At 69.4% G+C, this 14,335-nt stretch carries 11 protein-coding genes and 2 pseudogenes; 8 read left to right on the top strand and 5 right to left on the bottom strand.

Going from position 1 to position 14,335, the window contains the following annotated elements; all coding sequences use genetic code 11:
- The first annotated feature begins 522 nt into the window (after window positions 1–522).
- Window positions 523–1,263 carry a DUF2637 domain-containing protein gene (locus C4B68_RS20490; protein ID WP_240634419.1) on the top strand — a complete coding sequence of 247 codons (741 nt, stop codon included), beginning with the start codon at window positions 523–525 and terminating at the stop codon, window positions 1,261–1,263.
- Between the two features lie 88 nt (window positions 1,264–1,351).
- A protein-coding gene (locus tag C4B68_RS44770) for an IS630 family transposase (protein WP_420824026.1) occupies window positions 1,352–2,421 on the top strand; the annotation gives its coding sequence in 2 pieces (ribosomal slippage) (window positions 1,352–1,816 and window positions 1,819–2,421; 1,068 coding nt in all).
- 165 nt (window positions 2,422–2,586) lie between these two features.
- Here C4B68_RS44770 and C4B68_RS20475 read toward each other — a convergent pair.
- On the bottom strand, window positions 2,587–4,083 hold the full coding sequence (locus tag C4B68_RS20475; protein ID WP_099501960.1) for a S1C family serine protease: 1,497 nt from the start codon (window positions 4,081–4,083) through the stop codon (window positions 2,587–2,589).
- Between the two features lie 259 nt (window positions 4,084–4,342).
- Here C4B68_RS20475 and C4B68_RS20470 point away from each other — a divergent pair, with 259 nt between their 5' ends.
- The 3 genes and pseudogenes from C4B68_RS20470 (at window position 4,343) to C4B68_RS20460 (ending at window position 7,182) form a co-directional block, all read left to right on the top strand.
- Window positions 4,343–5,152, top strand: coding sequence for a glycerophosphodiester phosphodiesterase (locus tag C4B68_RS20470; RefSeq protein WP_099501961.1), 810 nt, complete (start codon window positions 4,343–4,345; stop codon window positions 5,150–5,152).
- Window positions 5,153–5,288: 136 nt separating this feature from the next.
- A pseudogene (locus C4B68_RS20465) lies at window positions 5,289–5,917 on the top strand (ATP-binding protein).
- Window positions 5,918–6,192: 275 nt separating this feature from the next.
- A complete protein-coding gene (locus C4B68_RS20460; RefSeq protein ID WP_099501963.1) occupies window positions 6,193–7,182 on the top strand; it encodes a DUF5926 family protein in 990 nt (329 codons plus the stop codon).
- A 244-nt stretch (window positions 7,183–7,426) separates the two neighbouring features.
- Here the strand turns inward: C4B68_RS20460 and C4B68_RS20455 are convergent, their stop codons facing one another.
- Window positions 7,427–8,098: a hypothetical protein gene (locus C4B68_RS20455; protein WP_099501964.1), complete on the bottom strand. Its 672-nt coding sequence runs from the start codon at window positions 8,096–8,098 to the stop codon at window positions 7,427–7,429.
- Window positions 8,099–8,154: 56 nt separating this feature from the next.
- A complete protein-coding gene (locus C4B68_RS20450; protein ID WP_099501965.1) occupies window positions 8,155–8,820 on the bottom strand; it encodes a bifunctional DNA primase/polymerase in 666 nt (221 codons plus the stop codon).
- Between the two features lie 482 nt (window positions 8,821–9,302).
- Here C4B68_RS20450 and C4B68_RS20445 point away from each other — a divergent pair, with 482 nt between their 5' ends.
- Window positions 9,303–10,814 (top strand): PP2C family protein-serine/threonine phosphatase, encoded by a 1,512-nt coding sequence (locus C4B68_RS20445; protein WP_099501966.1) that lies wholly within the window; start codon window positions 9,303–9,305, stop codon window positions 10,812–10,814.
- Between the two features lie 156 nt (window positions 10,815–10,970).
- Complete coding sequence (locus C4B68_RS20440; protein ID WP_099501967.1) at window positions 10,971–12,458, top strand: aminopeptidase P family protein; 1,488 nt, start codon at window positions 10,971–10,973, stop codon at window positions 12,456–12,458.
- Between the two features lie 63 nt (window positions 12,459–12,521).
- On the opposite strand, the pseudogene C4B68_RS44765 reads toward C4B68_RS20440, so the two are convergent.
- Both C4B68_RS44765 and C4B68_RS20430 read right to left on the bottom strand, forming a co-directional pair.
- A pseudogene (locus C4B68_RS44765) lies at window positions 12,522–12,656 on the bottom strand (triphosphoribosyl-dephospho-CoA synthase); the annotation flags it as partial.
- A 31-nt stretch (window positions 12,657–12,687) separates the two neighbouring features.
- Window positions 12,688–13,143, bottom strand: a complete 456-nt coding sequence (locus C4B68_RS20430; protein ID WP_099501968.1) for an ATP-binding protein — start codon at window positions 13,141–13,143, stop codon at window positions 12,688–12,690.
- 350 nt (window positions 13,144–13,493) lie between these two features.
- Between C4B68_RS20430 and C4B68_RS20425 the strand changes: the two genes are divergently transcribed.
- Window positions 13,494–14,324 (top strand): hypothetical protein, encoded by an 831-nt coding sequence (locus C4B68_RS20425; protein ID WP_099501969.1) that lies wholly within the window; start codon window positions 13,494–13,496, stop codon window positions 14,322–14,324.
- The last annotated feature ends 11 nt before the right edge of the window (window positions 14,325–14,335 follow it).

The following is a 14,335-nucleotide window of genomic DNA, read 5'->3' as shown; positions in this document are numbered from 1 at the left end:
AACCAAGCGAGGGCCGACCAGCAGATCCAACAGACCCTCGACGCGATCGACGAGTACGCCGACGAGTAGGCGGTAATCCGGCTCATGGGGCGTCCCATGTGGGGTGCCCCTGCTGCCCGTGGGCTCTGACCCACTTGTGTAATGATCTTGCCTTCTGCCCGTTCCGCACTTTCATCGGTCAAGCGTGCGAATCGTGCATCCGGGATAGCTCTTTCGTGCATTTTGATCACCCGATCGCCGGACAGCCCCCTTTCCGACCGCGCTCGTTATGCGGGCGTGGCAGCGACAGACGGTTGCGGAGAAATGATCTTTCCGCCGAGCGGAAAGATCCATGCACTGACCGGCAGCGGCAACTACTCAGACCTATTGGATGATTTCCTGAACGAGATCAGGAATATTGAAACTGAATACCTGCGAGCAGCCCGCGATTGGCCTGGCGGAGCTGACGCCGCGCCGGTGACACGGTCCGGGGCCCGTGCTCTAGACGGAACATCCTGAACGAGGGGCACGGAGGAATCCCAGATGGACAGGTATAACGATGGGGCACACTTTTACAGCCCGCAGTACCCCCTGAGAACAGAGCACGACACGCTGAGCCCATACGACAGCATCCCCATCCCTGCCCAGCAGCCTTGGGACAGCCCCATCCCTGCCGAGCAGCCCTGGGACAGCACGGCGCCAGACGTCACATTGAACGGATGGAACCTGGACGAGGAACTGGCTCAGATGCTGTCCACAGCATCGGCCCCGGAACCGGCTCCCGCCCCCCTGGACCGACCACTCGGCAGAAGCGAACGGCGGCGAATGCAGGAACAGCCGAATTTCCATATTGGCGGTCATCGCATCACGCAGGTCACGATCCTCTTCGCCGCTATCGCAGTGTGTGCGTGCTCCCTGCTCAGCTGGTCCACTATCTATACCTACGGCCAACTCCGCACGATCGCCGAGTTCGTGCTGCCCGCGAAACTGGCGCAATGGTGGCCGCTCACGGTGTACGGGCCGTGGTTCGTGGCGGCTCTCTCAATTTTGCGGGCGACCGTTCAACGCCAGCGTGCGCTCCGCTCCTGGGGCGTCCTCATCGTGGCCTCGGCCATGGCGGTTGCCCTGTGCGTCAGCCACTCGTCCCGCTCACTGCTGGCATTCGTGACGCTCGGAATTCCACCGATCACCGCCCTGGTGTGCTTCTGGGAACTTGTTGGCCAGGTCTCCTCCAAGTACCAAATCCGGAAAGGGGCTCATGCACAGCGGAATTCCAAAACGTAAGGAACTCCGAATGCATGCCTACTGCGGTTGAACTCGCAGTGGCGGGTGGGGATCTGACGTTTCATGATCGTTGCGGTATGCCGGAGCTATGAGGTACGCGCAGGGAGGCGGGCTGACACCGAAGAAGCAGGCTGCTCGTGAACAGCTGAGGCTGGAGGCCGCGGAGCGGTTCGCGCGGGGGGAGAAGACCAGGGACGTCGCGCGTGAGCTTCGGGTCGGGGAGCGCCAGGTGGAGAAGTGGCGCAGAACGTGGCGTGAGGGCGGGGCGGAGGCGCTGCGGTCGAAGGGGCCGATGTGCGTGGAGCTTTTGAGCCCTGCTCAATGGGAGCGTCTCGTGCGGGAGTTGGAGCGCGGCACCCTGGCGCACGGGTGGGATGAGGAGCAGGGCTGGACGCTGGTGCGGATCCGTGCGCTGATCATCCGGTTGTTCCTGGTGGAGTACACGGTGCAGGGGGTCTGGAAGCTGATGCGACGGCACGGGTGGTCCCCGCAGGTGCCGGCCCGGCGGGCGCTGGAGCGGGACGACGCGAGTGTCGAGCGGTGGCGGAGCGAGGTGTGGGAGACGGTAAAGCCACCGCGGCGGCCCAGGACGCCTACATCTGCTTCGAGGACGAGGCAGGACAGGGGCTGAGGCCGCCGAAGGGGCACACGTGGGCACCGAGAGGTCGGACACCGCAGGTGCGAGTGCGTGGCTCGAACCGGGGACGGGTCTCCGTGGCGGGCGTGGTCTGCTACAAGAGCGGCGAACGATCCCGCCTGTTCTACCGGTTGCACATGTACCGGGGGCGGAAGGGCGAGGCGAAGAGCTTCGGATGGCAGGACTACCGCGACCTGATCGTCGTGGCGCACAACCAGCTCAAGGCCCCCGTGGTCTGGGTCTGGGACAATCTCAACGTCCACCTGGTCGACGAGCTCGCGCTGTTCTTCATGGAGAACGAGGAGTGGCTGACGGTGTTCCAGTTGCCGTCGTACGCTCCTGAGCTCAATCCGCAGGAGGGCATCTGGTCGCTGGTCAAGCGTGGCCTGGCCGACTTCGCCGCCGCCAACCTCGACCACCTGTCCCGCATCATGAAGCGCAAGCTCAAGAAGATCCAGTACCGCCCGGAACTGATCGACGGCTGCCTCACCGAGACCGGGCTGATCATGAGTGCCGGATGATCGCCGGGCCCGCCACCGCGAGTTCAACCGCAGTAATACTCCGGCCGGATCCTTGGGTGAGGTCGGCACCTGCTCGGGTGGAGTTCGATGGCCAGGGCCCTCCCGTCACGTTGGACGGAAGGGCCCTGCGGGACTGCTATCGCTCGCCATCTGGGCCACTCAGGGTCAGCTGTCGCCCTCGCGCTGTCCCAGGGTGACGTCTACGGTGTGGGGCTTGCCGTCGCGCGTGTAGGTGAGCTTGACCGTGTCGCCCGGCTGATGGGTCCAGATCTCACCGATGAGGGTCGGGCCGCTGTCGATCACGTGGTCGTCGAGCTTGGTGATGACGTCGCCGGGCTTGAGGCCGGCCTTGTCGGCGGGGCCGCCGGAGGTGACCGCGTCGGAGCCGCTCGCGCCCTGTTCGGTGATCTTCGCGCCGCCGGTGCCCTCCTCGAGGGAGACCGACGCGCCGATCACCGGGTAGACCGGCTCGCCCGTCCTGATCAGCTGCTGGGCGACATTCTTCGCCTGGTTGATCGGGATCGCGAAGCCCAGGCCGATGGAGCCGGACTGGCTGGTGCCGCCGAGGCCGCCGTTGCTCGACGACTGAATCGCCGAGTTGATGCCGATGACCGCGCCCTGCGCGTCAAGGAGAGGGCCACCGGAGTTGCCCGGGTTGATCGAGGCATCCGTCTGCAGGGCGCTCATGTACGAGGCCTTGCTGCTGGAGCTGCCGTCGCTGGAGGCGACCGGGCGGTTCTTGGCGCTGATGATGCCCGTGGTCACCGTGTCGGACAGGCCGAAGGGGGCGCCGATCGCGATCGTGGAGTCGCCGACGGCCACCTTGTCGGAGTCGCCCAGGGCGAGCGGCTTCAGGTCCGACGGGGCGTCCTTGAGCTTGATGACCGCGACGTCGTAACCCTGTGCGTGGCCGACCACTTCGGCGTCGTACTTCTTGCCGTCGGGGAAGGTCGCGTTGAGCTTGCCGCCGTCGACCGCGTCCGCGACGACGTGGTTGTTGGTGAGGATGTGGCCCTGCTTGTCGAAGACGAAGCCGGTGCCCGTGCCGCCCTCACCGTTGACGCTCTCGGCCTCGATGGTGACGGTGCTCGGCAGCGCCCTGGCGGCCACGTTCGCGACCGTGCCCGCGGCGCGCTTCACATCGCCGCTGGTGCTCGGGGCGGAGACCGTCGTCGAGTCGGTGGAGCCGTCGTTGTTCTTGGCCAGTGAGTAGCCGATGCCGCCGCCGACGCCGCCCGCGACCAGCGCGGCCACCAGGGTCGCGGCGACCAGACCGCCACGTCCCTTCTTCGGCTTCGGCGTGGGCTGCTGGTAGGAGGAGCCCCAGCCTCCGGAGCCCGAGCCACCGCCGTCCGCGTACGAAGGGGTGGGCGGCGGCGGAGGAGGCCAGCCCGCCTCGGCGGCGGAGCCGGGGGTCCCGGCGCCCTGACCGTACGGGTCGGCACCCTGGCCGTGCGCGGCGGACGCGTACGCCGACTGCTCCGGGTGCGCCGGCGCCTGCTCCGGCGCACCGGGGGCGCTCGGGGGCACCACCGGGATCGGGGCGGTCGGTGCGCTCCCCTCGGGCGCGGCGTTCTGCGCGGAAGCAGCGGGAGTTTCCACCGGCACAGGAGGTGCGGACGGGGCCGGGGGTACCGCGGTGCCCTCGTTCTCGGTGCTCACAGCTCTTCTCCTCGATCCACGGCTGTTGTTTCTCGGTCACGCTCGGTCACGCGCATTCACGCTTGTCGACGGTCCGGCGCGATTCAGCTGTGCATGTGCTTTTGTACTCCGTCAGCTTTTCCCACCGGACGTCAGAGCACCATAAGCGGTGGCTGTGGGTCCAGGGCCACCGTTTACAACGGACCTGTCGGTTGAAATAGACAAAATACCGACCTCTCCGGCCTCACGCCTACCCGTGCGACGGTGGCACCATGACGCGGTGACCCTCGCACGACAGCATCCGATTCAGGTCGTCGCCCACCGTGGAGCCTCCGAAGAGGCCCCCGAGCACACGCTGGCCGCGTACAAGAAAGCGATCGAGGACGGTGCGGACGCCCTCGAGTGCGATGTACGGCTGACCGCGGACGGCCATCTTGTCTGCGTCCACGACCGCCGCATCAACCGGACGTCCAACGGTCGCGGTGCGGTCTCGGCCCTGGAGCTCGCCGAGCTCGCCGCTCTGGACTTCGGCTCCTGGAGGGGGCACGACGAGGCCCCTGACTGGGAGTACGGCCCCGGGGACCGGGAGGACACCTCCGTCCTCACCCTGGAGCGGCTGCTCGAACTCGTCGCCGACGCGGGCCGCCGCGTCGAGCTGGCCGTCGAGACGAAGCACCCGACCCGCTGGGCGGGCCAGGTCGAGGAGCGGCTGCTGCTCCTGCTGAAGCGTTTCGGCCTGGACGCTCCCGAGTCCGCCGCCGAGTCCGCCGTACGCGTCATGAGCTTCTCGGCGCGCTCACTGCACCGCGTCCGGGCCGCGTCCCCGAACTTGCCCACGGTCTATCTGCTGCAGTTCCTCACACCCCGGCTGCGCGACGGACGGCTGCCCGCGGGTGTCCGGATCGCGGGCCCCTCGATGCGGATCGTACGCACTCACCCCGCCTACATCGAACGGCTGAAACGAGCCGGACACCAGGTGCACGTCTGGACCGTGAACGAGCCCGAGGACGTCGATCTCTGCGTTGAGCTGGGCATCGACGCCATCATCACCAACCGCCCGCGCGCGGTGCTGCGCCAGCTGGGCCGCTGATCTCGCCGCCCCCTAGAGGGAGCCACCCTCCTCACCCCGGGAATCCACCGGCAACCTCGGAATCCGCCAGTCGAATTCAAGCCACGCGATTACAGGGAGTGCACCGGCGCGTTCGTTCCGTATTCGATCGTTACGAGTGCGTCAGCAGGCGTGGATTGGCCGGTTTCCGGTCCAGTCCAAAGGGGCATCCACACCGTGGCGTGGGCAAAGGAGGTCTCGGGGGTGGCGTTGGTGGTGGCACAGGACGTGCCCACGTCGTCGAGCATGGCCGTACCCCATGGCCCTGCGGGCGTGGGGAAAGCGAGACACCGGATGCGAGATCAGCTCCGTTCCGGTGGCATAGCGGAAGCGGTCATCGACGACGCCGTACTGATCCTTTCCGAACTACTCAGCAACGCTTGCCGGCATGGCAGACCCCTGGGCAACGCCCAGGTCGGGGACGGCGACGTCCGCGCGGCGTGGCGCGTCGATCCGTCCGGAAGGCTCATCGTCGAGGTGACCGACGGCGGCGGTCCGACCCGTCCGGTTCCGGCCACGCCCTCGGTCACCGCACACGGCGGCCGCGGGCTGAACATCATCACGGCGCTGGCCAAGGACTGGGGCGTACGGGACGACGCCCGCGGCGAGGTCACGGTGTGGGTCGTCGTCCAGGACGACCTGGAAATCGCGCGCCGTCGCGACGATTTCGCTACGCGCGTCGCGTCACCAACCGTATCCGGGATACCCGACCTCGACTTCGCGGACGCCTTCGACGAACTGGACTGAGACGGACGCCGGAGGGGACAGACACCGGGTGGGACAGACACCAGGTGGGACAGACACCGAGTGGGGTACACGCCGATTGCGGCAGACGCGGACCGCGGCAGGCACCGGCCGAGGCACACGCAATCCGAGGCAGGCGCAGACCGCCGCAGGCACACACGGATGAACCACCGGTTCCGCGAGGACTCGGTGCGTTGTCCACAGGGTCCCGTCGGCCCCCGTACGAACGGCTAGGCTCGCGCCCGTACGAGACGAGCCGTGATCGGGAGACACCCACGATGGCCAAGAAGCGACCCCAGACGAAGGCCAAGCAGCCTCAGCTGAAAGACGGGGCCCGCGCCGCAGGCGCTGATGGGCACGTTCCGGTTGTCGGCGCACGCGAGCCCTGCCCCTGTGGCAGTGGCCGCCGCTACAAGGCCTGTCACGGCCGAGCGGCCGCGCACGCCGTGACCGAGTTGGTGCACCGCCCCTTCGAGGGCCTGTCGGGCGAGTGCGACTGGGTCGCGCTGCGCGAGCTGGTGCCCGCCGCGACGGTCGAGCTGAAGCTCAAGGAGGACCTCCCCGAGGGCGTCCCGTCGGTCACGCTCGCCACCGTCCTGCCGATGGCGTGGCCCGCGCTGCGCCGCGACGACGGCTCGGTCCTGCTCGGCCTGCAGAACGACACGGCGTCCGGTGACATCAGCCGCGATCTGGCCGACACCCTCCAGCGCGCGCTCACGGCGAAGCCCGGCACTCCGGTCGAGGGCCGGCGCGCCCCGGCCGACGGTCCGCGGCTGCAGGATCTGCTCGACCCCGAAGGCGCGTTCGAGCCAGTTGTGCACACCGGCTTCGAGTTCTGGGTCCCGGACGCGGAGAACGCGACGCCGGAGGTGGCCGCCTCCCTGGAGCGGGCCAACGCCGCCGCCATCCCGACCGTGAAGCTCACCGGAGTCGACGCCGCCTACTGGTGCGAGACCCCCGACAAGAACCACCTGCGGTGGGTCATGCCGCATCCGGAAGAGCAGCTTCTGGACGCGCTGGCACGGCTGCACGCGGCCGGCCGGTCGAACCTCGGGGAGGGCACGCGGCTGGTCGGCTCCTTCCGCGCGCACGGGCTCACGGTGCCGGTCTGGGACCTGCCGACGGGCGTCACGGCGGACGACATCGAGAAGCCGGCGGCCGAGTTCGCCGAGCGCCTCGCCACCGCTCTGGCCACGGACGCACCGCTCACCGCGGAGGAGCGCCGGGCGCGCGGCGGCCTCACCAACCGACAGGTGACCCTCAGCTGACACACAGGGAGAGAACTGACCGACCGGTCAGCTGGTCGGCGCCTCCCGGAACGGGTGACTCCTGTCACAACTCCCCGTTGTGACAGGTAAATCCGTGTCCGAATAGCCGAGATCGAATTTGCGAACCGCCGATCTCTTGTTACGGTTCGAGTAGCCCGGTTGCTGGTGCATCCCCCGTCGCCAGCAACCGGGTCTTTCCATGCGCGGAATCTCGTACGTCCCCTGCGCGACAGCCCGTACGGCGTCAACTGCCTTGCTCAGGCTCCGAGTTGCTGCCCGAGCGCAGCAGCAGCGGCCCGCGGGCCCCGGCGCCCTTCGCGAACTCCGCGACCGCCGTGTACGCCCCCACGCCCCCCGTCACACGCTCCCTGGGCGTCTCGCACACTCCCGGATCGTCCTCCGCGCCCACCGCGCAGTTCATCTGCACCGTGCGGCCATCAGGACCCATGAGGCTCAGTACGGAACTCAGCTCGTCGCCGGTCGCGTTGCGGTAGTAGGTGCGCGCCCAGGTCTCCTCACCCTGCGTGAGAACACAGGTCTGCGCCTCGATGCCCTCGGGCGAGGTGAGTTCGGGTCCGCACCGGGCGGCGGTGGCGACACCGAGACCGAGCAGCCGGGGCGAGCGTGTGGGCGCGGGAGCCGCCGCCCCCTTGTCGTCGGGCGCGGAATCGTCGGGCGCGGAATCGTCGGGCGCGGAGCCCCCGCGTTCGGAGCCGCCCCCTTCGGACGCGCGTACGGTCACAGAGCCGTCATGGATGTCGTAGAGGTCGCCGACAGACCCCGCGGATGCCGCGGCCAGCTGAAGGGCCACCGCGACCGCGAGGGCGCCCACGAGGGCGAGCAGGCGAGCTCTTCGGGGGTCCGGCCCGCCGCGTCGCGGCGATGAGGCTCCGTGTCCCCCAGAATGACGCTGCATAAAGGGGAAGATAACGAGCGGGGGCGGGCGCGCGGTTCACCGCGCGCCGGGCGCCCCTACAACTCGGGCGCGCTCACACCCGTACGAGTGAGCGCCTCGACCACGGCGTCCACCACGGCCTCGACATCGGGCACCCAGGGGGCGGCCGAACCGGGCAGCGGAGCGCGCTCCCAGCGGATCTGGCCCTGGCCGGTCTCGGACGGCGGCAGCGCGATATAGCCGCCGTCGCCGTGGAAGCGGAGGGAGCCGGGAACGAAGTCCTTGGCGTAGAGCAGCTCGCCGAGCTGCTCCATGGAGTACGGGGCGACGAGGATCGCCCAGCGCGTGGGCGCCGCGACGACCGGGCCGAGGCGCATGCCCTTGCGGTCGAGGGCGTCCAGGGCGCGGGCCGCCGCGAGGGCGGGCAGGCTGACCGCGCAGGGGGCCTTGCCTCCGGTGGCCAGCACGACGGGAGCCGACGGCCGCTTGGTCCACCACCAGCGCACCATCCGCTCGTCGGTGGTGGCCGCGAGGAGACCGGGATCGAAGGGATGGGCACCGGGCACCGTGCACTCCGGGTCGGGGCACCCGCAGCCGGCGCGCCCCTGCGGGTCCGCCGCCACGCCCGGGAGTACGGGCCACCGCCATTCGGTCGCGAAGGTCACGGCCGCGCCGAGCACCTCAGTCCTCCCATTGTTTCGCCTGGACAGGAGCCTGCGTCGCCTTCCGAGGATCTCGCGCATCAGCGCTCGTTCCTTTCCGTTGCACGCCTGGCAACACCGAGGACCACATCACACCATGTGTCGATCACTTCACTGTGCGTACCTGCTGGCGCATCACACCCCTGCCGGAGACAAGGGGAACCCATCTGGGCCGAGCGTTTGGCTGCGTCCACGTCCATACTGCGTCCATCTCAAGCATGGGCATCGCGTGGGGTGGCGGCGCCTGGCGTTTTTCCGTCCCGCGTACTTCTTGCCGCCTCCGCCACGGGAGGATGGGGCACGGTCGTCGGTGGTTAAGACGCCCGGGTCCGCTGCCAGGTTCCGGGCGGATCCCAACCACCCCTGGCCTTACCGAGTACGTACCCATCACGACCGCTGTGACGCTCTGTCGAACTAGGCCAGTCGACCTCAACAAGCCGTTGCCCGAGTCAGTTTTAAGCCAACTTTGCTTTCCCGCAAGGGTTACCGGGAGTCTCACGGACACCAGGAATCCCAGCAGGACAATGCTGGACATCCCATCACGAGTGCGTGTACATGTGGAGACACTGCTAGCGGCGCAGAACGACATGGGGGTTTGCGATGCTATTGAGCAATACGCACCGGTCGGAAAGCCGGACGCCATGAACGCCCCTCACCTTCCGAAAGTGGCCGGAATCGATTCAACGGTTCCTTCGCCCGCACACACTGCCGCGCCGACGCCTGCCCCCACGGGTGCCTCTCCAGCCACCTCTTCCACCGGCCCTGGAGCGGTTCTCCAAGACCGTCTGGCGGGCTGGGTCTCGGATCTCACCACGCTGCACGAACTCACCGAGCGCCTGGTACGCACCGCGACACTGAACGACGCGCTCCAGGAACTGCTGCGCGCCGGAGCCGCCCTCGTGGGCGCCCGGCGCGGTCTCGTCGTCATGGAACCGGGCGACGGACTCGGCCCCGACACCACGATCGGCCTGGGGCTCGCACGGGCGGATCTCGGCCACATCGAGACCGTGCCGCGCAGCTCCATGTCGTACGGGAAGATCCTGGACGGACTGCCGGGCGGCGACGGCGAGATCGCGCAGCCGGATCTCCTCTCCGAGGACGGGCTCGACCCCCGCCACCGCGAGGTGGCCGCCCGTCTCGGCTACGCCGCGAGCTACGCACTCCCGCTGGCCACCGAGGCGGCGGGCCGCCTGGGCGCCGCCGTATGGCTCTACGACGAGCCCGCCGAGCCGGTCGAGCGCCGGCGCCATCTCATCGGCCTCTACGCCCGGTACGCGACCGAGCACCTGGCACGGCTGCTGGAACTCGAGCGCACGCGCGCGTGCATGACGACGGTCTCCGAGGAGCTGCTTCCCCCACGGCTTCCCCGGGTCTCCGGCGTCCAGCTCGCCGCCCGGCACCGCACCGGGCCGCGCGGCGGCGGCGACTGGTACGACGCGCTGCCGCTGCCCGACGCCGCACTCGGGCTCGCGGTCGGCTCCGTCACCGGGTCCGGGCCCAGCGCGGTCGCCGCGATGGGCCGCCTGAGAGCGTCGCTGCGCGCGTACGCCGTGATGGAGGGCGAGGACCCCGTCGCCGTCCTGTCCGACCTCGAACTGCTGCTGCGGCTGACCGAGCCCGCCCGCTCCGCCACCGCCCTCTTCACCTACTGCGAGCCGGCGCTGCGCAAGCTCACGCTCGCCGGCGCCGGACACAGCCCGCCCCTGGTGATCGGCGCGCGCCGCACGGAGTTCGTGGAGACCTCCCTCTCCGCACCCCTGGGGATGCTCGCCTGCTGGGAGGCGCCGAGCGTCGAACTGGTCGCCGAGCCCGGCGAGACCGTGCTGCTGTACACGGACGGCCTGTTGCACCGCACCGGCGACCCCATGGACCGCGCCTTCGCGCGGCTGCACACGGCAGCGTCGAGCGTCCCCAAGGCGGTGCGCCACGATCCCGGCGCGGTCGCCGATCACGTCCTGCGGAGTGTGCTGCCGGGCGGGCTCGACGAGGCCGACAGCGCGGAGGACGTCGTACTGCTGGCGGCGCGGTTCGAGTGAGCCGTGGGCAAGCGGTTCCGGTGAGTTGTGCGCAAGCGGTTCCCGTGAGTTGTGGGCAAACGGTTCGAGCGAGCCCTGCGTAACAGGTCTTCCAACCCTGGGCCCCCTTCAGTGCGACCGTACGATGGACGGGGTCCAGTGACGTATCCAAGGAGGATGACCGTGGCGGAGGAGCTCCCGGAGACCCCGGAAACTGTTCCTGATCATGCCGCTGACGCGGCGGGCGAAGAGCCGGTCAAGCAGCGCAAGAACGGCCTGTACCCGGGCGTGTCCGACGAGCTGGCCGAGAACATGAAGTCCGGCTGGGCTGACACAGAGCTGCGCGGCCTGCAGCCGATCGCACAGGCCGAGCACACCGCCGCCCGCCGCGCCGCGCTCTCCGCGCGCTTCCCGGGCGAGCGCCTGGTGATCCCCGCGGGCAACCTGAAGACCCGCTCGAACGACACGGAGTACCCCTTCCGCGCCTCGGTCGAGTACGCGTACCTCACCGGCAACCTGACCGAGGACGGCGTCCTCGTCCTGGAGCCGGCCGCCGGCGGCCACAAGGCGACGATCTACCTGCTGCCGCGCTCCGACCGCGAGAACGGCGAGTTCTGGCTGTCCGGGCAGGGCGAACTGTGGGTCGGCCGCCGCCACTCCCTCTCCGAGGCCGAGCAGCTGTACGGCATCCCCGCCTCCGACGTGCGCGAACTGGCCGACAAGCTCAAGGAAGCCACCGGTCCTGTCCGCGTCGTGCGCGGCTACGACGCCGGCATCGAGGCGGCACTGACCGACAAGGTGACCGCCGAGCGCGACGAGGAACTGCGGGTCTTCCTCTCCGAGGCGCGGCTCGTCAAGGACGAGTTCGAGGCCGATGAGCTGCAGAAGGCCGTCGACTCGACCGTGCGCGGCTTCGAAGACGTCGTACGGGTCCTGGACAAGGCCGAGGCGACCAGCGAGCGCTACATCGAGGGCACCTTCTTCCTGCGCGCCCGGGTCGAGGGCAACGACATCGGCTACGGCTCCATCTGCGCCGCCGGGCCGCACGCCTGCACGCTGCACTGGGTGCGCAACGACGGTCCGGTCCGCTCCGGCGACCTGCTGCTGCTCGACGCGGGCGTCGAGACGCACACGCTCTACACCGCCGACGTCACGCGCACGCTGCCGGTCAACGGCACGTACTCGGAGATCCAGAAGAAGATCTACGACGCCGTGTACGAGTCCCAGGAGGCCGGTATCGCGGCCGTGAAGCCGGGAGCCAAGTACCGCGATTTCCACGACGCCGCACAGCGCGTGCTCGCCGAGAAGCTGGTCGAGTGGGGTCTCGTCGAGGGACCGGTCGAGCGCGTCCTGGAGCTGGGCCTGCAGCGCCGCTGGACTCTGCACGGCACCGGTCACATGCTCGGCATGGACGTCCACGACTGCGCGGCCGCGCGCACCGAGACGTACGTCGAGGGCACCCTGGAGCCGGGCATGTGCCTGACCGTCGAGCCGGGCCTGTACTTCCAGGCGGACGACCTGACCGTGCCGGAGGAGTACCGCGGCATCGGCGTCCGCATCGAGGACGACATTCTCGTCACCGAGGACGGCAACCGGAACCTGTCCGCCGCGCTGCCCCGCCGGTCGGACGAGGTCGAGGCGTGGATGGCCGCGCTGAAGGGCTGATCGAAGGGCTGATACGAGGCCGATGGCCGGGTACCTGCGAGGTGCCCGGCCATTCTCGTTGCGTGTGGACCTGACGGTGAGGAGGGCGTCGAGCCGGCCGTACGGTTCGGGCGCGCCGGCTGAGCGGGCGGTGGTGAGCGCGTCCAACGCCCGCCGCACGCGCGGGAATCCGGCACGTGCCTCACCCCGCGATCCGCTTGGCGGCCGCGGTGACGGCGCTCCGCGGGACCTAGGCCGTCACCAAAGAAGGGTCCTTCTTCCACTTGAGGATCTTGTCGAAGCTGACCACCGCGCCGCCCCGCCCCGGCTCGTTGCCGATGTGGACGTGGTCGGCGAGTTCCTGGATCAGGCACAGGCCCCGGCCGTGCTCGGCATCGCCGCGCGCCGGGCGGAGGGCGGTGCGGACACGGCCGGACGGGAAACCGGGGCCGGAATCGGCGACTTCGATACGGCACTTCTCACCGTCTAGATAGGCGGTCACCCGGTAAGCCCCGGACGAGGTGCCGTGCACCGCGTCCCCGCCGTGCTCGACGGCGTTGGCGCAGGCCTCGCTGAGCGCGACGGAGAGGTCGTAGGAGATGTCCGGGTCGACACCCGCGCTCTCCATCGTGCCGAGCAGCAGGCGTCTGGCGAGCGGAACGCTCGCAGCTTCGCGACGCAAATGGAGGGACCACCAGATGCTCATGCTCCAGCCTCCTGGCCGCGGCTCGACATACCGTTACGTATTGCCGCAAGCACCGGTGCGCAATCGCCCACTTGACGTGATGCCGCCCATACGGCGGATGCGCGGCGAATGGGATCGGTGTATGTACGGCGAACGGATCGGTGTCGTGCGGCCGGCGGACCCTCGTCAGTGCGGCCGTCAGGTCGGTGTCAGCGCTGCGGAGGGATCGGATTATTCATGGTGAATTGCCCCGGAATGGCGATGGATCCAGACCGTGATCTTCCGGTCGTACGCCGCCCACTTCAGGTCGTAAGGCACCTTGCGGACCTGCCGTAGGGGCCGGGTAAGCCCAGTGCGATGATGAGCCAGCCATGAGTGCCCCCCGCCAGCGTTCGGCGCGCTCCGGATGTGACCTCCGGATCCTCAGGGCCGCGGTGTTCGCCGCGGTCTGCGTCGTGCTGGCCGCGGCCGGGCATGGGCTCGCCTCCTGCACCACCGTCCCGCTGTGGACGCAGGGCGTCGGCTTCCTCGCGGTCTTCGCCGTCGCCGCCGTGCTCGCGGGGCGCGAGCGTTCGCTGCTGGGCATCGCCGCGCTTCTCGCGGCCGGCCAGACAGCGCTGCACACGCTCTTCGGGCTCGGCCAGAGCAGCGGTACTGCCATGGCCTCGGGCACGGCGATGTCCGACGCCTCCCTCGTCGAGCGGGCCGCACGGCTCGTGTGCGGCACGACCGCCGCAGCGATCACCCCCGCGCAGGCCCAGAAGATCCTCGCCGACGCGCGGATCGACACGGGCATGACCTCGGGCATGGCCCCGGGCATGCACCACCCGACGGACGCCCTGTCAGCCACGGCGGGCTCCTCGATGCCGGTGATGCCCTCCCTGTCGATGCTGCTCGGCCACGTCCTCGCGGCCGTCGCCGCCGGATGGGTGCTGCGCCGCGGGGACATGGCGTTGCTGCGTCTCATCCGGCTGTCCGCGCACGGTGCGCATGGGGTGGCGGAAGGCGCGCTCGTACATTCCCTGCGCGCCGCGTTCGCACTCGTACGCGCCCTGCGCACCGGACTTCCGGGGGCGCCCGGCGTGGCGCGCACGCCCCGCACTGCACTTCTCGCGCCACCGCAGCCTCGTACGACCGTACTCGAGCACACCGTCATCCGGCGCGGACCGCCCTCCTCCACCGCACTCGTCCTCGCCGCCTGACACGACGCGCC

Origin of the sequence: Streptomyces dengpaensis, assembly GCF_002946835.1 — a bacterium.
In the GTDB taxonomy this organism is placed as follows: domain Bacteria; phylum Actinomycetota; class Actinomycetes; order Streptomycetales; family Streptomycetaceae; genus Streptomyces; species Streptomyces dengpaensis.
The sequence above is the reverse complement of the archived record's forward strand: the minus strand, read 5'-3'. Positions and strand labels throughout refer to the sequence as shown.

Bases quoted from the DNA above. Each gene is read 5' to 3' on its own strand.
- C4B68_RS20490 (WP_240634419.1), top strand. From the start codon at position 523: ATGGACAGGTATAACGATGGGGCACACTTTTACAGCCCGCAGTACCCC.
- C4B68_RS20460 (WP_099501963.1), top strand. From the start codon at position 6,193: ATGGCCAAGAAGCGACCCCAGACGAAGGCCAAGCAGCCTCAGCTGAAA.
- C4B68_RS20455 (WP_099501964.1), bottom strand. From the start codon at position 8,098: ATGCAGCGTCATTCTGGGGGACACGGAGCCTCATCGCCGCGACGCGGC.
- C4B68_RS20450 (WP_099501965.1), bottom strand. From the start codon at position 8,820: ATGCGCGAGATCCTCGGAAGGCGACGCAGGCTCCTGTCCAGGCGAAAC.
- C4B68_RS20445 (WP_099501966.1), top strand. From the start codon at position 9,303: ATGCTGGACATCCCATCACGAGTGCGTGTACATGTGGAGACACTGCTA.
- C4B68_RS20440 (WP_099501967.1), top strand. From the start codon at position 10,971: ATGACCGTGGCGGAGGAGCTCCCGGAGACCCCGGAAACTGTTCCTGAT.
- C4B68_RS20430 (WP_099501968.1), bottom strand. From the start codon at position 13,143: ATGAGCATCTGGTGGTCCCTCCATTTGCGTCGCGAAGCTGCGAGCGTT.
- C4B68_RS20425 (WP_099501969.1), top strand. From the start codon at position 13,494: ATGAGTGCCCCCCGCCAGCGTTCGGCGCGCTCCGGATGTGACCTCCGG.